Here is a 22,526-nt window from a genome sequence, read left to right as displayed (position 1 = left end):
AAGAAAAAACCTACTTACAGCAGTAGGCACCTATCTTTATTGTATTCATTTTTCATATATTTGTCATCTAAACGAAACGTACATCCGATAGACATCTGCTAAAAACTGCTGAAATTTAATACCTTGTTTCCCTAATACATTTTCAGGATCAATCTTTCTAGCTGGGTCAAGTGTTTTATGTGATACGATATCTTTCTTCGGATTCAAGCCGAAGTTTTGACATAAATACGCATGATACCACGTAAAACGGGTATATGCTTCCCAAAAGTTAACATCACCGCCATAACAAAGTTCCACTCCAATGGCAGCCTTATTAGCATCATAACCATATAAGTCATTATCTGTCGGCACACCATATCGAACGTGATAGGCAACTTCATTTATAGGAACAATTTCCAATATTGTTTTATCATCTATAAATGTATGTGCCGAAGCTTTCGGTTGTATTTCATTAAAATAATCCCGATTCCCTATCGCATTGCTACCAGGGTTCCCCGTATCATGACTTACAATAAACCTTACTTTAGAAAGAGGAATTCCCGGTCGTGAACTTCCATACCCAATATAGTTACGCTCTATAGGAAACATCGCCATTACTACCAACTCCCGCTTCAGAAGATTACCTTACTTCTTTATATATGTATTCGGTAGCAATGTCCTTATCGCATATTTCTTACGCGAAGAGAAAATCGAAAATATTTGATGTGAACACCATAAATAATAAAATACTTACAGCAACTCCATAAAAACCGTAAAACCAAATACAATCTTCTTTCGTATCTAAACCGAAAAATTTATTTACAGATTGTAATAATGTGCCGCGCTTACTTTGTTTGTTTCTTAATACTTCCACTCGTTCTACAACATCTGCTGGCATCATAAATCTTTGGTCTACTGTCATTTTCATCATTTATCTCTCCTTAAAATCATTTCCGTTTTGTTTATCTAAGGAAAGTATAGCACGTTTGTTCGTGTAGAACAAGCGTTCTTTTTTGTTTTTATTTTATTTTTCAACAATCCAAGTAAGAATTGAGATTACAAAAGCGATAATCGGCCCTACTACAACTGCACCAAATATTAAAAACAGTAGTCCTTCTCCGAACATCCGAACGTTACTTGTTTTTCGGGCTTTCATCGTTCTTGAGAGTTCTCCCTCTAACCTCTTAACCTTTTCTTCTAATTGTTCTACTCGTTCCATCATTTCATTTTCCATATACAACACCTCACACTAATACTTCAACAAAAAAACGTGATTCCCTCGAAAGGAATCACGTTTTCTCACGATATAATATTATACCCAACCTCTGAAGCGACTTGCTTCAGCCATTTTACGAACACCGACCATATACGCAGCTAAGCGCATGTTCACTTTACGAACTTGTGCTGTTTCATAAATAGAATCAAATGATCTTACCATTACTTTTTCTAAACGTTGTTCTACTTCTTCTTCAGTCCAGTAGTAACCTTGGTTATTTTGTACCCACTCAAAGTAAGATACTGTTACACCGCCAGCACTTGCTAATACGTCTGGAACAAGTAAAATTCCGCGATCTGTTAAAATTTTAGTTGCTTCTAATGTTGTTGGACCATTTGCAGCTTCAACAACGATTTTTGCTTTAATATTATTAGCATTTTCTTCTGTAATTTGGTTCTCAATTGCAGCTGGAACTAAAATGTCGCAATCAAGTTCTAACAATTCTTTGTTTGAAATTGTATTATTAAATAGTTTTGTTACTGTACCGAAGCTATCACGACGGTCTAATAAATAATCAATATCTAATCCGTTTGGATCATGCAATGCACCGTAAGCATCCGAGATTGCAATAACTTTCGCGCCTGCATCATGCATAAATTTAGCTAAGAAGCTACCAGCATTACCGAATCCTTGAACAACAACGCGTGCACCTTTAATATCAATGTCGCGTTTTTTTGCAGCTTCGCGAATACAAATTGTTACACCTTTCGCCGTTGCTGTTTCACGTCCATGTGATCCACCTAATACAAGTGGCTTACCTGTAATAAATCCTGGTGAATTAAATTCATCAATACGGCTATATTCATCCATCATCCATGCCATGATTTGAGAGTTTGTGAATACATCTGGAGCTGGAATATCTTTCGTCGGTCCTACGATTTGGCTAATTGCTCGTACATAACCGCGGCTTAATCTTTCTAACTCACGGAATGACATTTCACGTGGGTCACAGATAATTCCACCTTTACCTCCACCGTATGGTAAATCAACAATACCACATTTTAAACTCATCCAGATTGAAAGTGCTTTCACTTCATTTTCTGTTACATTCGGATGGAAGCGAATTCCACCTTTCGTTGGACCAACAGCATCATTATGTTGTGCACGATATCCTGTAAATATTTTAACAGTCCCGTCATCCATACGAACTGGTATTTTCACTGTCATCATACGAATTGGTTCTTTTAATAATTCATATACTTCGTTTGGATAACCCAATTTTTCTAATGCTTCACTAATAACAATTTGTGTCGAATTCAATAGTTCAAAATGTTGTTCCCTTTGTTGTTGTGTTTTTGTTTGAGTTCCCTTTTCGGCTACCATAGTAAGTAAACCCCCTGTAATTTCACTTGTTTAGTAAACCTTCATTGCCTAGTATACACCGTTAAATTTGGAATGCAATAGAAAACGCTAACAAATATATACAAACTATTTCCTGTTGCAAGCGTTTTCACTATCATTATAGTCCTTTTATTGCTTTTAGAAAAGTAAAATACTTAAATATTTAAATGTTTTTTATTTTACTTATATATAACAACTTAAGAAGATATTTTTAAGTATAGTAAAGAGCGCCCAAATATTTATGATTCCCGCTATACCATTAATTGTTTTGACATTTTCAGACCAACATTTTAGGTTTCTCCAAATAAAAAACAAAACCTTAGCTTTGTTATATTAGCTAAGGTTTTGTTTTTTCACAAAGTAATTGTGTATTTGTTCAATTGCTTGAGAAGCCATTAATTCTTTACCATACTCCATTAGACGATAAATAGTTGCTGTAGACGGATTACCATATTCCGCTAAAATAGCTATAAAATCTGCCTTCAGTAATTGAACCTGCTCCTCTTCTTCCATCCAAAGATAGAAACGCCCATCCCACGTATATAGTTTTCCGCCAGTTACATCAAGGTTATATAAACGATTCGACAGGTTAATTACGTCATCTAGTGTAGCAAACTCATAAAGTATATGCTCGCTTTCATCTAGAGTCACTTGCATTTCAATAAACTCGTCACGGAACTCATCATCTGTATCCACATCTTGATGTTCTTTCGTTACAATTACGACCATTCCTTGCGCTTGTAGAGAAAATACTTCAACTGCAATTGGACCATCCGCTTCAAACCCTAGTTCCTTATTTGCTTCTTGCATCATATCACGAAATAATTGCTGTACTTTCGGTGCATTTCTCCACAAATCTTCTTTCGTTAATCCTCGTTCAGATAAATCATCAAATGTTAAGAAAATTTTTATCTTATTGTAATTTAATCGTTCCAGCCTCATCTCATACCCTCCCTACGTAACCAATGAATATAATTTTTATTATATGAAATAGAAAATAGATGGTTCTTTTCGAACAACTATTCTAACATTTTTAACCAATCATCCCATTCTTCTTTCGTATCACCAATTAGGCATGTTTGAATGTTCAACTGATCTCGAGCACCTATTTCTCCTATAAACCCAACAGAAAGTTTCTCACTTTTTTCTTGCAACAAATTCATGTCCTTTATCGCGTTCTTAAGTTCTCGTTCCTCATCAAAAGAGACTACTACATATGTAGGTTGTATTTGCTCAACAGCTAACAAAATACCATCTTCCGCTAAGCTTGACCTAATATATATCACCTCATATCCTTTTAAGCGTAAATACGTTGAGAAAACAAACCCTTTCAACATATTATTTTCTAACACGACAACTTTGTGTATAGAAGAAAATGATGATGCATTATGATACACCATTCCTAGACGAGTTTGTAAAAATGATACGACATATTGGAATTGCACCATTGTAACTTCATTATTATTTTTTAACGTTAACAATTTATTTGACACTTGAAGAACAATACTTGCTATGACTTTTTCTGTTGCATAAATACTGAAAGCCTCGTTTAACAATGCAGAAGTTGTAATTTCATCAAATTTTAACAAAGCTTGCAGTAAATCGTCCACTAAAACAACTTCTCTATCGTAATGTATTTCTTTTTGAACATTACTCTGCAAACGATTCCCTTCTAATAATTGAACTGCTTGTCCAATCATCATGCCGGAAGAAACCTTGTCCATTAACCATTTCAAAATTTGAATATGCTCTTCTGTATATAATCGATGCCCCGCATGATTCCGCTTCGGGGCAATAATTTGATATCGTCTTTCCCATGCACGAAGCGTACTCGGCTGAATTCCAATTATATTCGAAACAGCTTTTATGTTATATTTCCCGTTTAGAGTTGGCATCATTTCCCTCCGCATAACGTAATAATATGTGTTTGAGCAGGTGCTCGGAAGCGAAGTGGAATCAACGTTGTTCCATACCCATTACTAACAAAAAGAGTCATATTTGAATGCTTATATACGCCACCTTTTAAATATTTTTTAGATGGGAATAATCGAATCTGTCCTCCATGTGTATGTCCACTTAACACAAGTGAAATTTGTTCTTTTCCAGACATTTTATTTATTATATCAGGGTTATGGCTAATTAATATGCGAAAACCATCTTCTTTGCAATCAGCCAAAGCTAAATCTAAACGATCACGCTTCAAACCAACATCATCTACACCGAGCAAACAAATTTTTTCTCCTAGTTCAGACTCAAATACCACTCTTGTATTATCTAAAACTTTCACATTATTTTCTAATAACAAAGCATCTAATTCATGATATTCAATCTCATAATCATTATTTCCCCACACAAAATATACAGGAGCTATCGCTCTTAACTTTTGTATATTTGCAGAAATTTTCGATAAAGGGACGCCTCTTTCCGCTAAATCACCGCCAATAATTACAAGGTCTACTTTTCCTTTTACTTGTTCAATTAATGAACTTGAAATGACCCTTCTATGAATATCAGAAATAAAAAACACCTTTACTTTTTGAAAACTTTTCGGAAATTCTTCAAAAAGTAAAGTATGTTCTAACACAGTATTACGCATCGCTTCTGTATACATTACCATTACAAGAAGAAATATAATACCAATACATATGAGAGCACTTAATAAGATAATCCATATCATATATTTTTCACTCCCTTCCGCATAAAGATAATCCTCAGTTTTTATAGTAGGTATGCTACTAGCTATCCTGTTTTGCGGACTTATCTTTTATCGGAATTTTTATTTCTTGACCTACATTCACTTCATCTTCTTGTAAATCATTATACTTTTTAATCACTTCAATCCCAGTTTCATCTGAAAAATATTGCTTCGCTATACTTTCTAAAGTTTCTCCTTCTTTTACCGTATGCGTTACTACTTTCTCAGATGTTGCCTCAGACTCAGATTTAGCTGAATCAAAGAAAATGACCTCAAACGCACTTTTCCCAGCGTTATTACCATCACTTTTCACCTGAATATATTTATCTGTATACCATAAGATACTAATTGGTAGTAATATGAATAGAAATGTTAAAACTCGGACGAAAATATGATTCATTTTAAACTTTTCTTTTTTCTCTTTATTTCTATGAATTTCACTACGCGGCGGTAAACTTTCTTTTTCTTCCACTCGCTCAACTTCTAATTCCTCTTCGAAATCAGGAATTCGTTTTCTCATGTTGTTCACCACCACCTTCCATTTATTTTCTTAATTGGAGTCCCATTATAAAATCAACAAGAAAGTGTGCAAAGATTGTTATAAATAAATTTCCTGTCCATTCAAACACATAACCAAAGACAAAACTAATGAAACAGACGAAACAAAACAAAAATGGCTTTGTTATATACCGAATATGTAACACTGCAAATACTAAACTCGCTATTACAATTCCAAAGTGCGTCTGCACTACACCTCTAAATAAAAATTCTTCTGCAAAGCCGATAATGAACGTAATAACGAGTAGGTGCATAACTGACATTCCTTGAAACATCTTATCGTTAATACCACCATCATCAAACCAAGACTCTGGAAATACTCGCATTGCAACATAATCTAATAACACAATACCAATCGCCAACAAGCCACCTATTATAAGTATAGACACCGGTTCCCACTTCCACAGACTATACACCGATTTTATATCTCGGAATAATACATATGCTAGTAAACAACCGATACCGATAATAATGAACTGTGTGATATACAGATTCAGCCTTATTTCTTTCGGACTCATATCTTCAATATTATGCCTTTGAATGTTCATCATTCCCCCATCTTTTCTAGACCGAAAAGCTTTTGTAACTCTGTTTCCCAATTATAGTCGAAATCCGATTGTTGCGCTTGTCTTTTTTTATAATCTATTTTTGTAATACCACAATAGTCACAGCAATTTTTCAACTCGTTCTCTTTTCTATAACCGAACTGTTGTAACAAATATTCACGCCTACATTCTTTCACTTGTATCCACGATTTCATGTTTTCTAGCTCACTATATTTATTACGTAGCCTTATTTCTACTTCAACTATTAATCTGTTCATAATTTCATCTGACAAGCTCTCTAATTTTAATTTTCGCTGTTGTATGATTCCAAGCTGTTCAAGATGATAGCGGATGAAACGCCAATATTGTTCATTAAATCTTGCTGCATTATAACAAATTTCTTCTACCTCTTCTATTGGTAATTCTTTCGTTTGAAACATTCTTTCTTGTAGTAAAGAGAATAAAAATTGTATTTGCGACTGACTTGGCAATTCATCTTCAATTATTGAAATTGGTAAATCGTGATCTAACGGACTACATAGTAAGATAGCTATACTCGGTTCACCATCTCTTCCAGCTCTTCCGATTTCTTGTAAATAGGAAGCTATATTAGTCGGATAATGAAAATGAATAATATAGCTCGTATTCGACTTATTTACTCCCATACCAAAAGCACTTGTACATATTACAAGCTGCAACTGGTCATTCATAAACTGCTGTTGAATTAACATACGCTCTTCATGTTCCATACCACCATGATAAAAAGCGACACCAGTCACGCCTTTTCCTCTTAAATACTCCGTTAAACGTTCTGTCCACGCTCTGCTTGAACAATATACAATCCCTGGCCCTTGTAAATACATCACCTGGTTCAAAAGCGCTTCTTTCTTCTCTTCTATCGTCTCCACAAATTGTACTTCCATCGCAATATTTGGACGATCAATAGAGTATACATGCTGCGTCACTTTCTTCAAATCTAAACTCTCTGCTATATCTCGGAGTACATCTTTTGTCGCTGTTGCCGTTAATGCTAGCACCGTAGGAGACCCGATATTTTCAATGACTACATTTAGTTTTTTATAGTCTGGCCTAAAATCATAACCCCATTGTGAAATACAATGAGCCTCATCCACAACAAATAATGAAATATGAACTTTCTTCAATTCTCTTATTAACACTTCCGACTGCAACATCTCTGGTGAAACAAAAATAAATTTATATGAAGCTAATTTTTTCATCGCTTCTCTTTTTTCATGTAATGTCCGAAAACTATTAAGTGCTATTACTCGGTTTTTCACAACATACTTTAATTGTGTAACTTGATCTTCCATCAAAGATAATAATGGTGATACAACAAGCACGGTTCCTTCTTGCATTAGCCCTGGAAGTTGATAGCACATAGACTTCCCTCTTCCAGTCGGGAGCATTGCTATAACATCTTTTCCTTCTAATAAATCTGTAATTACCCCTTTTTGCCCTGTACGAAATTCAGAATATCCAAACCATCTATATAAATATTCCTCAAGCTTCATTTATACCCTCCATCCGCGCCAATACAAGACGAACTTCAAAATAAGAGATACCCTCTCCAACCGCTTGTTTCAACTCACGCAACTTACGTGTTTGTAATGCCTCAATTACTTTTGTTACTTTATCTATTTTGTCTTTTTCCATAAACATCTCGATTGAAAACTCTTTTTCCCGCAAAGCAATTTCAACAAAATGATCTTCTATCGTTGCAACCTTTAAATTTCTAATTGTCGCTATTTCATCTAAAGAGCGTCCTTGTCTCCAAAAATTATATGTTTTTTTCGTTGATAAACTAAATAATTCAGCTCTCTCATTTGGATAAGAGATAATCTCAGCCAATAGCGGAAATTCATTTTCTTTATCGTGAACTTCTTGTATAAAGAAGTGAATCGTACCCCAAAATAAAAAATACACCCGGAATATATCTTGTTTCGTAATTTCCGCTAATTGCTGCAATGTACAACCGATACGTTCATATCCTGTTAATCTATATGTTACAATCGTCGCTTCTACTACATCACCTTTTCCTAAAAGATTATGTATTTCTTTCCATAATCTTTTAGCCAATTCACTTCGCCTATATGGTATACCTGTTAAAAAGCGTTTTACCCACATCATTATTTCTGTATCTTGTTGAATGGGAATAAATTTCGTATTATTCTGTTGTAAATTAGATATAGTTTGAATAATTAATGATAAACGTTTCCAAAATGTTTCACCTAATTCACCATAGTGTAAACTATGTAAATGCGCGGGAAAAGCATACACTTCCTCCCATGTATGTAACTGCATTTTACCTTTAGATGTTAACAAATATGTATTTTCATGTATTTCTCGAATCAAATCTGCTTGCAACAACTTTGCAACTTCACGATCATAGTCTGTTCTATTTAACGATTTATATATTCCAAACAAAAATGAAATTCGGAACATGTTTCCATCTTGTAACGTTTGCGAAGATCGTTTTCCTTTTAATAAATAATAAATAGAAGAAACGGTCCTTTCACCATTCAATTGTTTTAAACAATACAATAAAGTATATTGTAGTTGCATTACCGCTTCCACCTTTCAATCTAGCTTAATTACTTTTTAGTATGATTGCACTTACTCATTAAACTTATCATATCGGCACTATGTACTTGTATATAGTATATTGTACCAAACGAAATAACATTTACGTATTTTGAAAATCTTATGACATAATGCAAAAATTAGTTGACACTCTAATTGATAAGGATTATCATTATAATTTTATGTTGAAAAGTTTTAAAAACCGTTTTACAATAAGGTTATAATTTTTATGGCGAGCTTTTCACATACATATTATCAGGAGGGAAAAAAGATGGCAAAATATACAATCGTTGATAAAGATACTTGTATCGCATGTGGTGCTTGCGGCGCTGCTGCACCAGACATTTATGATTATGATGATGAAGGTATTGCATTTGTAACGTTAGACGATAACCAAGGTATCGTTGAAATTCCAGATGTATTAATTGAAGATATGATGGATGCATTCGAAGGTTGTCCAACTGACTCAATTAAAGTTGCTGATGAATCATTTGATGGCGACTCTTTAAAATTCGAATAGTCTTTTATTAACTTCAAAAAATATCCCTCATTCATATGAGGGATATTTTTTGTTTTCTATTTTCATTCTACTTAATAAAAAACCACTAATAGTTCCATACTACTAATGGTTTTATTTTATATTTTATGCATTTTTCATTTTTGCAAACACCCATACTTTCAGGCGTGAGAATAACGCTACAAATACAATTGTCACAACAATTCCTTTAATCAAATTAAATGGTAAGATTGCCGTTACAACCGTTGTTCTTATAGCCTCGCTAGACATAGCTGGTGAATTTAAAAACCAAGTGTAAGCTGGGAATATAATGATGTAATTTAATACACTCATAATGAGCGCCATTGTAATTGTCCCTAGCATTAATCCTGTCGTTAAACTCTTAACAGTACGATACTTTCTAAATAAGAAAGCTGCCGGTCCAATAAATAAACATCCTGCAATAAAGTTAGCAATTTCTCCAACTGGCACTCCCGTTAAACTCCCTTGAATTCCGTAATGTAAAATATTCTTTATCGCCTCTACAATTATCCCTGCAACTGGCCCGAAAATAATTGCTGCAATTAGAGCTGGTACATCACTAAAATCAATTTTTAAAAATGGCGGAAGCCCTGGAAACGGGAAATCCAACATCATCAGTAAATATGCAATACTACTTAGCATCGCTACACTCACCATCTGCACTACACTGTTTTTTTGTTTCATCTTTCTCTCTCCTTTTCCATCGATCTTCTCATGGAAAGTGGAAAGGTTCTGCTATGCCTACTTTTTCATAGAACGAAAAAACCCTTTGTGTTTTACACAAAGGGAGAATTTAAGGCACATCAAACAGACGTTCAAATCCATATCTTTTTTGAACGCTTGAACCTCCATCTTCTCCCATCCAGACTATACTGTCGGCTTTGGAATCACACCAAATCCTGCCTTAACGGCTCGCGGGCTTAGAACAAAATCACATATAGTTCATCACCGCCGGTCGGGATTTTCACCCTGCCCCGAAGATAGACCGATATTCTATTTTCCACTTTATTATACAACAACATAATCGTATTGTGAACAAAAAAAGTGTAACTTATTAAAAATAAGTTATTAATTTTATATAATTAAAACCAATCACTATATTTTACAATACACCCCAGATTTTTTAGTATTCGGCATTTCCCCTATGAATCCCCTAGTCATATATAATGAAAAGTGATAAGATGTTGAATTGTTAAGATAAGAACATTTTCTGGATTATGGAGGAAATGTCATGAAAAAAGAAAAGAGACACTCTATTCGAGAAGCAATGAAAAAAAACTTAAGAAAAGAATACTTTTACTTAAAAAAAGAATTACTTTTCTACTGTCCAATTGATTTAGGCACATTCTCAAGCGAGACATACTATGCTGCTTTCGATGAAGATGGCATCAGTATTTATCAGTATGATAAAAAAACAGAGAGTAAATTAAAACTGTGTGAGCGTCACCCATGGAAAAGTTGGAATAAAGTGAAGGTGGATCATTATTTGACAACTTCTCAATTTATTTTTCAAGGTGAGCGAAACTGGATATTATCCCTTTTCCAAAAAGGAAAAGAAGCTCAAAAAATAATTGAAGAGCACACATCTTTACAAACTGAAGTTGTTTCCCGCTCCTTCTTGAAAAAACTTCCAGGGTTCCGTTCTAATGCACCGTTGAATAAATACATCGGCAGCATTTGCTACACTGCACTTATTGCATTTTTATTAAAATGGATGATTCCATTTCAAGCACCACAAATCGCCCTGTACTCCATTTCAATCGGTTGTATGCTTCTTGGTTTACTTTGTTTGACAATCGGTTTAATTGAACCGACTATTGTACTATTTCGAACGAACGAAAAAACAAGAACGAAAGTATTTTACTTATATAGCTACTTAGCTATTTCTGGATTTATATGTGTCTTTATTTTTTGGTAAAAAAAGAGCTAGTTTAACTAGCTCTTTTTTTACTTTACGTATAATTGTTGATTTGGATAAATCCTATCTTGCTGCAGTCCATTTTTATCTTTAACTTCCTTAACTGACATACTAAATTTCCGTGCAATACTAACTAAAGTGTCCCCTTTTTGGACGACATATAAGGATGAGGAAACAACTTCATTTCTCTGTTCATTTAGAACAAGCAATGGATTCATCGCATTCTTTTTCGCCATCGTCCATCTTCCTTGATGAACTTCTAAATGTAAGTGTGCACCTCTCGATTCTCCTGTATTTCCTACTTCTCCAATTATTTCTCCTTTTGAAATATAATCCCCTTGAACTACATATCTCTTATTTAAATGCGCATACACGGCCTCATATTCTCCATGTTTAATAAATACAACGTTTCCATAACTACTTGAATAGTAAGACTTTGTTACCTTACCTTCTTGAATAGCTGCCACAGGCGTGCCAATCGGTGCCGCTATATCTATACCGTAGTGTTTTCCATGCCTTGTCCCAAAATAATCACTTATCTGCCCTTCAACAGGCCATGTCCATTGATTTCCCTCTGCGTACACATGTAATTGAGAAAAAAACAATACCGTCAATAACATGACGCCACATTTTAACACTTTCATATACATCCTCCGTTTTCTAATTAACACCATACCTTCTCTTATTTTGGTATATTACAGAAAAAAGTATACAAAAAAAGAAAGTGAATCACTCCACTTCCTTCTCGTTTTTATCACGAAAAACGATTGCACTGCGATTATACTCCACATCTTTTACTTGTAATCGAGCGTTTATTACTCTAGCTACCGCAAACAAATAATCAGATAATCTATTTACATACTTTAGAACAACTTCATTTATTTTCCCTTCTTTTTGCAAGGACACTACACATCGTTCTGCTCGCCTTACAACTGTACGTGCAATATGAATAGCAGCTGCCGCTTCGCTTCCACCTGGTAAAATAAAACGCTCTAACGGCGGTGCTTCTTCTATATACGAATCAATCCTTCTTTCTAAGCTTTCAACCATTTCAACCGTTACTTTATAAGGAATTTTCCCCTCTACTATCGCCAAGTCTCCCCCGCAATCAAATAGTTCATGTTGAATATTTTCAAGTTCATTGTAAATATCTCCAAAAGATCCGCCTTGTAGCTTAGTCATTGCATATCCAATATGAGAATTCGCCTCATCTATCGTGCCATATGCTTCAACTCGGATATTATCTTTATCCACTCTGCCGCCTATTACACTTGTTGTCCCTTTATCTCCTGTTTTCGTATATAATTTCATCGCTTCACGACACCCCTCTTGCTATTCTTCATTCGACTAAGATAGAAAAAAAGTTCTACTATTATTTATTTAATTGATTTTACAAAAAAATAAAAAACAGTAGAACTTTATTCATTATCAACTTTAAAAACGTATATCTAAATTATACGATTCGGTAAATATACAGAGAATGTAGTTCCCTCTCCAACAACACTTGAAACAGCAATTTTACCATCATGGCCTTGCACAATATTTTTTGCAATCGCAAGCCCGAGCCCCGTTCCACCTTTTTTCCCACGTGTTCTTGCTTTATCAGCTTTGTAGAAACGATCAAATAAAAATGGAATATCTTCTTCTGGAATACCAGCGCCCGAATCTTGTACTTCAAAAGTAAGACCATTATTTTTCGTATTAATTACAAGCGTTACATGTCCGCCTGCATTCGTATGACGAATTGCGTTATCAATTAAATTCGTCAATACTTGTTCCATACGATCTGCATCAAACGGGTATTGTTCAATTGGATTCTGGAAATCAACCGTTAATGCGACTTCTTTATCCTTTGCAATTCCTTGGAATTTACGACCTATTTTTTCAACGAAAGGATGAATATCAACTTCACCTATATGTAACTCTACATTACCACTTTCCATACGCGCTAAATCTAATAGTTCATTTACAAGTTTACCTAAACGAACGGATTCATCATAAATAATTTGAACAAACTCATTAATTTCTTCTTTCGTTTGCACAATATCATCTAAAATCGCTTCACTATACCCTTGAAGCATTACCATCGGTGTACGAAGTTCATGTGATACGTTCGCAATAAAGTCTTGACGCATCTTCTCAAGACGGCGCTCTTCCGTCATATCACGTAATACAGCTACAGCACCACGAATTTTCGTTTGATTGTAAAGCGGCGTCATAAGAACTACATAGTTCCCTTTTTGTAAATTAATTTCAACCACTTGTTGTTGTTCACTTTCTACAACGAGATGGAATAGTTCAACAAGTTCAGAAGGTAGTTTTTTACTGAGCTCTACTTCCTTTTCCTCTTGCCAAACTTGTAAGAAATGTTCAGCCGGCGGATTAATTACAACGACTTCACCTTCTTGATTTAACGTAATAACCCCATCTGCCATACTACTTAAAATACTAGCTAACTGTTCTTTTTCTTGCTGCAGGGCATTCATATTAAACTTCAACTGTTTCCCCATTTGATTTAAGGCCGTTGCAAGCTCACCAATCTCATCCTGAGATACCATAGGTGCTTTCGCATCAAACTTCCCACGCGCGACCTCAAAAGCAACCTCACGCATTTTACGGAGTGGTGCTGTAATTCGAGTAGATAAGAAGAATGCAAAGAACGTTGTTAATATAATCGCAATCCCTGCTGATAAGAATATAAAATCAGTCGTTCTCTCCATACCTTGTATCGGTACTTGTAAAGATTCGTATACGAACACTGCACTTTGATTTTTTGAATGCACTGGTTTTCCGACAATCATAATATCATTTTCAGTGTTTTTATTCTTTCTACTATTAGAGGCTTTTCTAATGTTATTCTTAATTTCTTTTTTGTCTGTAAAAACAGCCGCTAATTCTTTGTCTTCTTTCAAATCATCCATTGTAAGAGTGACTAATCCTTCTTGTTTCGGCGAAGAAGATATTTCTTTACCATCTTCTACAATAATGATCCTTGAAAGTGGATCAGAGAATTTGTACGCGATATTCTCAATCGTTTTTACATCGGCACCTTCCTCAATTAACTCTGAAACACTTGTTGCAACTTTTTGAAGCCTAGCTTCACTCATATCAACATAATATGTTCTAAAAAACTGTGAAAGTAAAATCGCAACAAATCCGAGCACAAACGAAACGAGAAGTAATATAGTCATCCATAACTTCCCTACTACACTTCTCCAAAGCATCAGTCGTTCACAACCTCAAATTTGTAACCTACGCCCCAAACGGTAACAATCATCTTCGCAGCATCTGGTGATTTTTTGCTTAACTTCTCACGTAAACGCTTTACATGCGTATCAACTGTACGTAAATCTCCGAAGAATTCATATTGCCATACTTCTTTTAACAATTGCTCACGATCAAATACCTTATCAGGCGCTTTCGCTAAGAATAATAGTAATTCGTACTCTTTCGGTGTTAAGTTTACTTCATTACCATCTGCTGTAACACGGTGTGCATCATTATCAATTGTTAAATGAGGGAACACAGTAACATCTTTTGTCGTTGTATCTTGTGTAAAGAACGTTGTTGGTACAGAACGGCGTAAGACCGCTTTCACACGAAGCACTACTTCACGTGGGCTAAATGGTTTCACAATATAATCATCAGTTCCTACCTCAAACCCTTGTACTCGGTTTACTTCTTCACCTTTTGCCGTCAACATAATAATTGGCGTCGCTTTCTTCTCACGAACCCCTTTACACACTTCAATACCATCTTTACCTGGCATCATAAGATCTAATAGGATTAAATCGTAATCATTTTGTAACGCCATTTCTAAAGCTGTATCACCATTGTCCGCTTCTTCAATTGTGTATTGTTCTCTTTCTAAATACATTTTCAACAAACGACGAATACGATCCTCATCGTCTACAATTAAAATTCTTGATTCATTTTCCATTTCTACCCGTTGCGTACTTTTACCACAACGGTTTACACCTACCCTTCTACACTAGTATGTTGCGCTATTCTCGTTTATTTAAGCAATCTTCTAAATGTTTCACTTCCCATATTATGCTTCACAAGAATAATAAAGTTTGTTCAATTTTTTTCCAAAACTATGTATTTTTTTTGAACAGGATATAATGTCCTCGACATCATTTTACAAAATCAACCGCTACTTTGTCATGTTTTTCTCAAAAAAGAAGAAAAGTTGACAAAAATAAAATAGGAAAGTGACATTCACTCTCCTATTTTATTTCTCTATGCGTATGAATGTAAACCCGCGATAATTAAGTTTACTACAATAAAGTTAAACATAATGATTGCAAAACCAATTACCGCTAACCACGCTGACTTCTCTCCGTGCCACCCTTTTGATAAGCGTAAATGTAATACCGCCGCATAAAAGAGCCAAGTAATAAGCGCCCAAACCTCTTTTGGATCCCAACCCCAAAAACGTGTCCACGCTATTTGAGCCCAAATCATGGCAAAAATTAATGCACCTAATGTGAAAACCGGGAATCCAATTGCAATAGAACGATATCCGATTTCATCCAGTAAATCACTATTTGTATTCTTTACTAACGGCTGAAGTGCTGCCGATACTCGTTTGCGTAAAACAAGTCTTAATACAATATAAAGTAATGTCCCAACTAACACTGACCAAATAACAGTATTTAATTTTTTCGCATTTACAATCGCTGGAACTTCAACTGTCGGTTCTAATTTATTTTCTGTCAATAACTTTCCTTCGTGCGGTCCTACTAAAGCTGGAAGATTGTACTTCATTTCCACTTGTTGTTCATTTTTATCAACCCATTGAAACTTCGCTTCATATTTCATACTAGAAAATAACGTTGTCACTCCAATAAAACCAACTGTACAAACAAGTGTGAACACTACCGTTTCTAACCAAAATGTACGTTTGCTTCTCGTTGATTGGTCTACATTTTTCAATAAATACATAACGCCCGTAATAAAACTAATTGCTAAAATTGCTTGTCCTGCTGCTGCAGTCGTCACGTGAATATGCAACCAATTACTTTTTAAAGAAGGAATAAGCGGAGATATTTCCCTCGGAAACATACTTGCATAGGCAATTAATAAAAGTGCAACTGGTAATGCAAAAAGTCCGATTATACTTACGCGATACATAAAATACATGACAATAAATGCTCCGACAAGCATCATGCCGAAAAATGTACCGAATTCAAAAAAGTTACTAACTGGTGCATGTCCTGATGCAATCCATCTTGTAACAAAATATACTGTTTGTGCAATAAACCCTAAAATTGTAATCGTTATTCCTATATTTGCCCATTTATGACCTTTTTCTTTAATTGCTCCCCCGAAAAATAGAGTTGCAATTAAATATAAAATAAATGCGGTAAAGAGAAAGTTACTACTTATTTGCACCATATCGTTTCCCCACCTTAACTAATTTTTTTATCCACTACTTTATCGCTTGGCTGCGGAATTGCCGTACCTTCTAGTACTCTTTCAATATCTTTCTTTAAACCGAACCAATTTTTATTCGTGTGTCCTGCAATCCACCATTCATCATTAACGCGTTGTATCCAAATACGACGATGATTCCAATACATCCCTTGAATGACACCAACCATAAATATAAATCCTCCAATACCGAGAATCCAAAGCGTTAAATCTTTCCTTACAGTAAGTGCTGTTGCATTTTGCATTTCCACACCTGCAAACGACATTTTATATTTATTATTTCCATCAGGTTCTATATTTTGCTGAATACCAACAAAACTCACTTCACCATCTGGTGTTTCGGGCGTAAACATTTTAAACACAAATGCAGGGTTGTTTGGTAATTTCGTTTTCGTATTTGGTCTTCCACTCTCATCAAAATAAAAGTCAGGGAAATAGCTTAATAGTTCTAAAGAATAACCATTTCCTAAATCATATTTTTCTGTAGGGTTCGTTAAATCAACTTTGATCGGTCCCCACTTTTGATTATTTTCTTTGTTTTGCAAATGGAATGACATGCTTTTAAATTCACTTTCTTTGTAATCCACTTGATATATAGCAAATTGATCAAATTTCAGCGGTTCATTCACTCGAATTTCCGCTTCTTTTACTTTTTCTAATTTCGGTTTTTGTCCTGCTATATTTTCGCCGACCGCTTTATATAATACAGCATTCGTTTGGAAGTTTTTCGCAATCATTTTATCGCCTACACGATCAATCGCTTCATCAAAAACTTCCTTGTCCTTACTTTTATCATAAACTTCCTTAATAAATTTCTCGTTTTTTAAATAGTATTGACCATCCGTTCCTGGTATTTCTTTCGTTTCACCGTCACGTAACCAAAGGGCTTCGTCTACGTACATACTCGGTAAAAAACGGAGCATTGCACCGAATAAAAAGATAATGAGACCAATATGATTCACATATGGACCCCAGCGTGAAAACCGTCCCTTTTCCGCCAAAATATTTCCGTCTTCCACTTTCACGTTATAGTTTCTTTTCTTTAAATTCTTTTGCACTCTTTCAAGATCACCATCTTGCGGTGTACCAGTACCGTATAATCTTTGTCTCTTTAAAAAGCTAGGGTGTCTTTTCACCCCTTGCTTCTTTAAAGCTTTATAAAGTGGAATGACACGGTCTAAGCTACATATCACAAGTGAAATACCAATTGAAGCAATTAAAATCATATACCACCATGAACCGTATAAATTATTAAATCCTAATTGATAGTATAATTGCCCTAAAAATCCGTATTCTCGCTTATAATATTCAGCTGGTGCAATTCCTGGAGTTATGTACATTTCTTGTGGAAAAATAGTTCCTATCGCTGATGCAGCTAAAGTGATTACAATGAGCCATACACCCACTTTTACAGAAGAGAAAAAGCTCCAAATTTTATCGACTATCGTTTTTGTTTGCGTGAGAGATCTCCGAGCACTCCCCTCATAGCGCATATCCAATAGTTTTATATTTTCATTGCTTTCAAATGGTTTCCCACATGCTTCACAAAAAACAGTTCCTATCGGATTAACGTGTCCACATTCACACTTAATTTCTTTCAACACTCTCACCGCCCCTATATCTATATGTACTATTGTATATTCTACCCTCAAGTTACCGCAATACTCAGAATTTTTAAATCAAAGACGCTATAGGTAAGCGCCTCGTATGTAAAGGCTTTCTTTATTACGGAGTAATTTTCTTTAAATACTCTTCCAATTGTTCTATCGTTTGTTCACCTTTAATCTCTTGAATCACCTTACCATCCTTATCAATCAAGAAGCTTGTTGGTAACGGTATTACTCCATACGTTTTTATAATTTCTCCACCTTTATCAATTGCGACTGGGAACTTAAGATCGTATTGTTTCACAAAATTCTTAACAGCAATATCCGTTTCATCTGCATCTAACGCAATAATTTCAACGCCTTTTTCTTTATACTTTGGATATAATTCGTTCATATAAGGCATTTCTTTTTCACACGGTTTACACCAAGTGCCCCAAAAGTTTAAAAATACACCTTTTCCCTTTAAATCTTTTAATTCAATTTTCTTTCCTTCTAAATCTGTTACAACAAAATTAGGTGCTTCTTTTCCGATTTGCATTTTCTCTTCTTTAGTGAAATATCCTTGATAAAGTGTAAATCCTACAGCACCGCATAAAATGAGTAGAATCATAACGCGAAATAATAAGCGATTTTTTTTCATATTGTCTCCCCTCTCTTCGACGAGTGATAAATATATGTATTTTTTAATAAATCACCAGCGGAGCATTCCACTGGTGAAAGTTTCACACTATCGATTAGCGCGGCTTTGTAGAAGCCAATGCACGTAATTGTTTCACCTCATGTGGTGACAATTCTCTCGCATCACCAGGTCGCAAGCTACCCACTTCTAAAAAGGCGTAGCGTTCACGCTTTAGTTTCACTACTTTACAATCTAACGCTTCAAACATGCGGCGTACTTGACGATTACGTCCTTCATGAATCGTTAATTGTACAATCGCAGTCTCTTTACGCTTGTCCCAAGAAATAATTTTCACTTGTGCTGGTGCTGTTTTCCCATCTTCTAATGCAACACCTCGTTCTAACATGCGAATTTTCTCACCTGTTAATGGCCCTTTAATTTTTGCAACATACGTTTTTTCAACTTTATATCTCGGATGCATTAATACATTTGCAAATTCCCCATCATTTGTCATCAATAATACGCCAGACGTATCATAATCTAAGCGTCCGATTGGGAATAAACGTTGTCTAATTTCAGGGAAAAAGTCTGTTACAACACTTCTTCCTTTATCATCTGATACACTTGAAATTACGCCAGTTGGTTTATATAGTAAAAAATAAACAGGTTCTTCTTTTTCAAGAGGGATGTTATTTACTTCTACTTTATCTTGAGGAGTTACTTTCGTTCCTAACTCCTTCACTATTTTTCCATTCACTTTTACTTTTCCTTGCTGAATTAATTCCTCAGCCTTTCTTCTCGATGCAATACCTGCTTGCGCAATCACTTTTTGTAATCGTTCCATTTCTTTTTTTCACCTCGAATTTATCTTACCTTACATTAGAAAGACTTGGCAACCGCATACGCTTGACGGCCATTCGCTTCATCTTACTTAAACAACATAGCGATGATAATAAACATATAAAGGGCAAATCATGTTTTTACCTTTTATTATTGTCCATATTCTTCATATTGCTCACAATAAAAGTTCATCATTTTGTCAAAAATACCACATAAAAAAACCACTATTAAGCAACACCTTAATAGTGGTCGTATACGTATTATAAGCGAAATAGCATAAAAAATGAATAGCCGCCTTACTTAAACATTAAAGAAACAAACACAATTGAACAAATAATCCCGATTAAATCGGCAAAAAGTCCTACTTTTAATGCATCTCCCATTTTTCTAATTCCAACAGCTCCGAAGTATACTGTTAAAATATAAAAAGTCGTATCTGTACTCCCTTGCATCGTAGAAGCCAATCTTCCAATAAACGAGTCTGGCCCATATGTGGCAATTAAATCGGTCGTAATACTTAAACCAGCAGAGCCTGAAATAGGGCGTATAAGTGCTAGTGGAACAATTTCTGCTGGGACATGAATTAAATCTAACATCGGCTTCATTACTGATATCATTGCATCTAACGCTCCAGACGCCCGAAAAATCGAAATAGATACAAGCATTCCAACCATAAACGGTAAAATAGAGATCGCAATTTGAATCCCTTCTTTTCCCCCCTCAACGAACGATTCATACGTCGGCACTTTCTTTATTGTGCCATATAAAAGGATAAAACCAATTACACAAGGGATTACCCATAATGATATCGTATTGACAATACTCATTTTTTCCGCCCCTTCCTACTCCTTCTTCGGTAAAAATAGCGGTCAATCCAAATCGCTCCGATCATAGAGAGTACTTGTGCAATGAATGTTACCCCAACAATTTCAGTAGGATTCGCTGATTCATACGTCATTCGAATCGAAATGACAGTAGTAGGAATTAAAGTAATCGCTGATGTATTTAACGCGAGAAACGTTACCATAGAACGGCTCGCCGAATCCTTCCCTCCATTTAACTCTTTCAATTGTTCCATCGCTTTAATACCAAGAGGGGTTGCTGCATTACCTAACCCAAAAAAGTTCGCCATCATATTCGATAAAATAAATCCCATTGACGGATGATCTTTCGGTATTTCTGGAAACAACCTTTTTACTATCGGCATAAAAAGTGACACTAACTTTTTTAACAACCCTGCTTCCTCTGCAATTTTCATTAAACCGAGCCAAAATACTAATACACTAATAAGTCCTATACAAATTGTTACTGCATCTTTTGCTCCGTCAAATACGGCTTTATTTATTGCTTCCATCGTTCCATTTATCATGGCATATACAATCCCTATGACTGCCATCGCTACCCATACGAGATTAACCATCGCTCCCAACACCTATCATATGAGAAAAAATTTCTTTCACATTATTCCAATACATTCCCGTTGTAGCTACTAACTTTCGTTTACTATAAAATAAATTCCGTTCTCCAACTTTCTCATTGCCAACATAAATTTCCGTCTTCCCAACCTTTACTCCATCTTTAAGTTTTGCACTTTTATCAAGTTCAACTTTTAATACGACATTCTTTCTTTCCTGCTCAGTTAATGGCACCGCAAAACTATTTTTTGTATATACATGATTGGCATATTTCTTTTCAGTTATTTCAGCAAGAGCTCCTTGTCCTACAACGTTCGTTTGCTTGAAACGTTCAAAACCTTTATCAAATAAATTCATATGATCATCCCAATCACTAGAAGCGCTCAAAGTTACGACAATTAGATCTAGTCCATCTTTTGATGCTGTTGTAACAAGTGTCCGTCCTGCTTTCTTCGTAAAACCTGTTTTTCCTCCTGTCGCAAATTCATAATAAGATGTCACGAGTTTATGTTTGTTTTTCCACGGATAATCCCACGAATCTGATTTATACGTTTTTGTCCCAAAAATCTTCTTAAAGGTTTCGTTCCCCATTGCATACTTTGTTAAAAGTGCCATATCATAGGCTGATGAATAATGGGATCCATCTCCATCCAAACCATGTGGGTTTGAAAAGTGAGTATCTTTCATTCCAATTTGTTTCGCCTTTTCATTCATTAAATATACGAACCCTTCTATACTTCCTCCTACATTTTCAGCAATTACTTGTGCTGCATCATTACCAGATCTAAGCATGAGTCCGTATACTAAATCCTCTAACTTCACTTTCTGTCCAGGCTTTAAATAAATTGCTGATCCTTCTACTCTCACCGCTTCATTACTAACCGATACCATTTCTTTCATTTTTCCTGATTCAGCAGCTAACAAGGCTGTCATAATTTTTGTTATACTAGCAATTTTTTGTGGCTCATGTTCTGCTTTTCCGTATAATACACGACCGGACTGTTGCTCCATTAATACAGCATTTCGAGCACTGACATTACTGTTCATCTTTGCATATGTAGGAATTGGTATAACGCTTGCGTACATAATAAGAAGCGTGATTATTACACAAATTCGTCTCATATTTCCCCCCACGTCCTTTTGGCACTTTTTGTACAA

General features: G+C 35.2%; 25 protein-coding genes and 1 riboswitch. Of the genes, 2 read left to right on the top strand and 23 right to left on the bottom strand.

Annotated features, from left to right (window positions below):
* Window positions 1-63 precede the first annotated feature (63 nt).
* The 11 genes from RBB48_RS15920 to RBB48_RS15870 form a co-directional block, all read right to left on the bottom strand.
* The gene (locus RBB48_RS15920; RefSeq protein WP_001240648.1) at window positions 64-594 is read right to left on the bottom strand and encodes a peptidoglycan recognition protein family protein; all 531 of its coding nucleotides are present in this window, start codon (window positions 592-594) and stop codon (window positions 64-66) included.
* A gap of 79 nt (window positions 595-673) precedes the next feature.
* A complete protein-coding gene (locus tag RBB48_RS15915; RefSeq protein WP_098670533.1) occupies window positions 674-910 on the bottom strand; it encodes a DUF3961 domain-containing protein in 237 nt (78 codons plus the stop codon).
* A gap of 93 nt (window positions 911-1,003) precedes the next feature.
* Complete coding sequence (locus RBB48_RS15910; RefSeq protein WP_000426773.1) at window positions 1,004-1,213, bottom strand: hypothetical protein; 210 nt, start codon at window positions 1,211-1,213, stop codon at window positions 1,004-1,006.
* Between the two features lie 78 nt (window positions 1,214-1,291).
* Entirely contained in the window at window positions 1,292-2,578 is a 1,287-nt protein-coding gene (gudB, locus tag RBB48_RS15905) for an NAD-specific glutamate dehydrogenase (RefSeq protein ID WP_000225171.1), read from the bottom strand.
* A 351-nt stretch (window positions 2,579-2,929) separates the two neighbouring features.
* Window positions 2,930-3,538 carry a genetic competence negative regulator gene (locus tag RBB48_RS15900; RefSeq protein WP_001235391.1) on the bottom strand — a complete coding sequence of 203 codons (609 nt, stop codon included), beginning with the start codon at window positions 3,536-3,538 and terminating at the stop codon, window positions 2,930-2,932.
* Between the two features lie 77 nt (window positions 3,539-3,615).
* Complete coding sequence (locus RBB48_RS15895) at window positions 3,616-4,491, bottom strand: MerR family transcriptional regulator (RefSeq protein ID WP_142291699.1); 876 nt, start codon at window positions 4,489-4,491, stop codon at window positions 3,616-3,618.
* Window positions 4,491-5,273 (bottom strand): metallophosphoesterase, encoded by a 783-nt coding sequence (locus RBB48_RS15890; RefSeq protein WP_088062688.1) that lies wholly within the window; start codon window positions 5,271-5,273, stop codon window positions 4,491-4,493. The genes RBB48_RS15895 and RBB48_RS15890 overlap by 1 nt, the downstream gene beginning before the upstream one ends.
* A 58-nt stretch (window positions 5,274-5,331) precedes the next feature.
* Window positions 5,332-5,811, bottom strand: coding sequence for a LysM peptidoglycan-binding domain-containing protein (locus tag RBB48_RS15885; protein ID WP_001231546.1), 480 nt, complete (start codon window positions 5,809-5,811; stop codon window positions 5,332-5,334).
* A 22-nt stretch (window positions 5,812-5,833) separates the two neighbouring features.
* Entirely contained in the window at window positions 5,834-6,397 is a 564-nt protein-coding gene (locus RBB48_RS15880; RefSeq protein ID WP_001025770.1) for a CPBP family intramembrane glutamic endopeptidase, read from the bottom strand.
* Window positions 6,397-7,926, bottom strand: a complete 1,530-nt coding sequence (locus RBB48_RS15875; RefSeq protein ID WP_088608748.1) for a RecQ family ATP-dependent DNA helicase — start codon at window positions 7,924-7,926, stop codon at window positions 6,397-6,399. The genes RBB48_RS15880 and RBB48_RS15875 overlap by 1 nt, the downstream gene beginning before the upstream one ends.
* Window positions 7,916-8,977 carry a YpbB family protein gene (locus tag RBB48_RS15870; RefSeq protein ID WP_088062686.1) on the bottom strand — a complete coding sequence of 354 codons (1,062 nt, stop codon included), beginning with the start codon at window positions 8,975-8,977 and terminating at the stop codon, window positions 7,916-7,918. The genes RBB48_RS15875 and RBB48_RS15870 overlap by 11 nt, the downstream gene beginning before the upstream one ends.
* A 289-nt stretch (window positions 8,978-9,266) precedes the next feature.
* On the opposite strand from RBB48_RS15870, the gene RBB48_RS15865 reads away from it, so the two are divergent.
* On the top strand, window positions 9,267-9,515 hold the full coding sequence (locus tag RBB48_RS15865) for a ferredoxin (protein WP_001151994.1): 249 nt from the start codon (window positions 9,267-9,269) through the stop codon (window positions 9,513-9,515).
* 123 nt (window positions 9,516-9,638) lie between these two features.
* On the opposite strand, the gene RBB48_RS15860 is transcribed toward RBB48_RS15865, so the two are convergent.
* A complete protein-coding gene (locus tag RBB48_RS15860; RefSeq protein WP_000810851.1) occupies window positions 9,639-10,217 on the bottom strand; it encodes an ECF transporter S component in 579 nt (192 codons plus the stop codon).
* 162 nt (window positions 10,218-10,379) lie between these two features.
* Window positions 10,380-10,519, bottom strand: a riboswitch (FMN riboswitch).
* Window positions 10,520-10,764: 245 nt separating this feature from the next.
* On the opposite strand from RBB48_RS15860, the gene RBB48_RS15855 reads away from it, so the two are divergent.
* A complete protein-coding gene (locus RBB48_RS15855) occupies window positions 10,765-11,451 on the top strand; it encodes a hypothetical protein (RefSeq protein WP_000711800.1) in 687 nt (228 codons plus the stop codon).
* Window positions 11,452-11,480: 29 nt separating this feature from the next.
* Here the strand turns inward: RBB48_RS15855 and RBB48_RS15850 are convergent, their stop codons facing one another.
* The 11 genes from RBB48_RS15850 to dacB form a co-directional block, all read right to left on the bottom strand.
* The gene (locus RBB48_RS15850; protein ID WP_088062685.1) at window positions 11,481-12,095 is read right to left on the bottom strand and encodes a peptidoglycan DD-metalloendopeptidase family protein; all 615 of its coding nucleotides are present in this window, start codon (window positions 12,093-12,095) and stop codon (window positions 11,481-11,483) included.
* An 85-nt stretch (window positions 12,096-12,180) separates the two neighbouring features.
* The gene (locus tag RBB48_RS15845) at window positions 12,181-12,762 is read right to left on the bottom strand and encodes a cob(I)yrinic acid a,c-diamide adenosyltransferase (RefSeq protein WP_087985531.1); all 582 of its coding nucleotides are present in this window, start codon (window positions 12,760-12,762) and stop codon (window positions 12,181-12,183) included.
* A 137-nt stretch (window positions 12,763-12,899) separates the two neighbouring features.
* Window positions 12,900-14,675, bottom strand: coding sequence for a sensor histidine kinase ResE (gene resE, locus RBB48_RS15840; RefSeq protein ID WP_000964666.1), 1,776 nt, complete (start codon window positions 14,673-14,675; stop codon window positions 12,900-12,902).
* Entirely contained in the window at window positions 14,675-15,391 is a 717-nt protein-coding gene (gene resD, locus RBB48_RS15835) for a DNA-binding response regulator ResD (RefSeq protein WP_000426862.1), read from the bottom strand. Before resD ends, resE begins: the two co-directional genes overlap by 1 nt.
* 302 nt (window positions 15,392-15,693) lie before the next feature.
* Window positions 15,694-16,851, bottom strand: a complete 1,158-nt coding sequence (gene resC, locus RBB48_RS15830) for a cytochrome c biogenesis protein ResC (RefSeq protein ID WP_087985530.1) — start codon at window positions 16,849-16,851, stop codon at window positions 15,694-15,696.
* Window positions 16,852-16,865: 14 nt separating this feature from the next.
* A complete protein-coding gene (gene resB / locus RBB48_RS15825) occupies window positions 16,866-18,491 on the bottom strand; it encodes a cytochrome c biogenesis protein ResB (protein ID WP_306007843.1) in 1,626 nt (541 codons plus the stop codon).
* 121 nt (window positions 18,492-18,612) lie between these two features.
* The gene (gene resA / locus RBB48_RS15820; RefSeq protein ID WP_000742211.1) at window positions 18,613-19,134 is read right to left on the bottom strand and encodes a thiol-disulfide oxidoreductase ResA; all 522 of its coding nucleotides are present in this window, start codon (window positions 19,132-19,134) and stop codon (window positions 18,613-18,615) included.
* Between the two features lie 94 nt (window positions 19,135-19,228).
* Window positions 19,229-19,957, bottom strand: coding sequence for a 23S rRNA pseudouridine(2605) synthase RluB (gene rluB, locus RBB48_RS15815; RefSeq protein ID WP_000440552.1), 729 nt, complete (start codon window positions 19,955-19,957; stop codon window positions 19,229-19,231).
* A gap of 292 nt (window positions 19,958-20,249) precedes the next feature.
* Window positions 20,250-20,780, bottom strand: a complete 531-nt coding sequence (gene spmB / locus RBB48_RS15810; RefSeq protein WP_000029511.1) for a spore maturation protein SpmB — start codon at window positions 20,778-20,780, stop codon at window positions 20,250-20,252.
* Window positions 20,777-21,373 carry a spore maturation protein SpmA gene (spmA, locus tag RBB48_RS15805; RefSeq protein ID WP_000247806.1) on the bottom strand — a complete coding sequence of 199 codons (597 nt, stop codon included), beginning with the start codon at window positions 21,371-21,373 and terminating at the stop codon, window positions 20,777-20,779. Before spmA ends, spmB begins: the two co-directional genes overlap by 4 nt.
* Window positions 21,366-22,490 carry a D-alanyl-D-alanine carboxypeptidase DacB gene (dacB, locus tag RBB48_RS15800; RefSeq protein WP_001252621.1) on the bottom strand — a complete coding sequence of 375 codons (1,125 nt, stop codon included), beginning with the start codon at window positions 22,488-22,490 and terminating at the stop codon, window positions 21,366-21,368. The genes spmA and dacB overlap by 8 nt, the downstream gene beginning before the upstream one ends.
* Window positions 22,491-22,526 lie beyond the last annotated feature (36 nt).

This window comes from Bacillus sp. MMSF_3353 (assembly GCF_030733445.1).
GTDB classification, from domain to species: domain Bacteria; phylum Bacillota; class Bacilli; order Bacillales; family Bacillaceae_G; genus Bacillus_A; species Bacillus_A wiedmannii.
This window is presented reverse-complemented; position numbering and strand designations above follow the sequence as displayed.

Bases quoted from the DNA above. Each gene is read 5' to 3' on its own strand.
- RBB48_RS15865 (WP_001151994.1), top strand. From the start codon at position 9,267: ATGGCAAAATATACAATCGTTGATAAAGATACTTGTATCGCATGTGGT.
- RBB48_RS15850 (WP_088062685.1), bottom strand. From the start codon at position 12,095: ATGAAAGTGTTAAAATGTGGCGTCATGTTATTGACGGTATTGTTTTTT.
- RBB48_RS15860 (WP_000810851.1), bottom strand. From the start codon at position 10,217: ATGAAACAAAAAAACAGTGTAGTGCAGATGGTGAGTGTAGCGATGCTA.
- RBB48_RS15890 (WP_088062688.1), bottom strand. From the start codon at position 5,273: ATGATATGGATTATCTTATTAAGTGCTCTCATATGTATTGGTATTATA.
- RBB48_RS15910 (WP_000426773.1), bottom strand. From the start codon at position 1,213: ATGGAAAATGAAATGATGGAACGAGTAGAACAATTAGAAGAAAAGGTT.
- resA (WP_000742211.1), bottom strand. From the start codon at position 19,134: ATGAAAAAAAATCGCTTATTATTTCGCGTTATGATTCTACTCATTTTA.
- RBB48_RS15895 (WP_142291699.1), bottom strand. From the start codon at position 4,491: ATGCCAACTCTAAACGGGAAATATAACATAAAAGCTGTTTCGAATATA.
- spmB (WP_000029511.1), bottom strand. From the start codon at position 20,780: ATGAGTATTGTCAATACGATATCATTATGGGTAATCCCTTGTGTAATT.
- RBB48_RS15875 (WP_088608748.1), bottom strand. From the start codon at position 7,926: ATGAAGCTTGAGGAATATTTATATAGATGGTTTGGATATTCTGAATTT.
- RBB48_RS15880 (WP_001025770.1), bottom strand. From the start codon at position 6,397: ATGAACATTCAAAGGCATAATATTGAAGATATGAGTCCGAAAGAAATA.
- RBB48_RS15855 (WP_000711800.1), top strand. From the start codon at position 10,765: ATGAAAAAAGAAAAGAGACACTCTATTCGAGAAGCAATGAAAAAAAAC.
- RBB48_RS15885 (WP_001231546.1), bottom strand. From the start codon at position 5,811: ATGAGAAAACGAATTCCTGATTTCGAAGAGGAATTAGAAGTTGAGCGA.
- RBB48_RS15915 (WP_098670533.1), bottom strand. From the start codon at position 910: ATGATGAAAATGACAGTAGACCAAAGATTTATGATGCCAGCAGATGTT.
- resC (WP_087985530.1), bottom strand. From the start codon at position 16,851: ATGGTGCAAATAAGTAGTAACTTTCTCTTTACCGCATTTATTTTATAT.
- RBB48_RS15870 (WP_088062686.1), bottom strand. From the start codon at position 8,977: ATGCAACTACAATATACTTTATTGTATTGTTTAAAACAATTGAATGGT.
- rluB (WP_000440552.1), bottom strand. From the start codon at position 19,957: ATGGAACGATTACAAAAAGTGATTGCGCAAGCAGGTATTGCATCGAGA.
- RBB48_RS15900 (WP_001235391.1), bottom strand. From the start codon at position 3,538: ATGAGGCTGGAACGATTAAATTACAATAAGATAAAAATTTTCTTAACA.
- resE (WP_000964666.1), bottom strand. From the start codon at position 14,675: ATGCTTTGGAGAAGTGTAGTAGGGAAGTTATGGATGACTATATTACTT.
- RBB48_RS15920 (WP_001240648.1), bottom strand. From the start codon at position 594: ATGGCGATGTTTCCTATAGAGCGTAACTATATTGGGTATGGAAGTTCA.
- RBB48_RS15845 (WP_087985531.1), bottom strand. From the start codon at position 12,762: ATGAAATTATATACGAAAACAGGAGATAAAGGGACAACAAGTGTAATA.
- spmA (WP_000247806.1), bottom strand. From the start codon at position 21,373: ATGGTTAATCTCGTATGGGTAGCGATGGCAGTCATAGGGATTGTATAT.
- resD (WP_000426862.1), bottom strand. From the start codon at position 15,391: ATGGAAAATGAATCAAGAATTTTAATTGTAGACGATGAGGATCGTATT.
- dacB (WP_001252621.1), bottom strand. From the start codon at position 22,490: ATGAGACGAATTTGTGTAATAATCACGCTTCTTATTATGTACGCAAGC.
- gudB (WP_000225171.1), bottom strand. From the start codon at position 2,578: ATGGTAGCCGAAAAGGGAACTCAAACAAAAACACAACAACAAAGGGAA.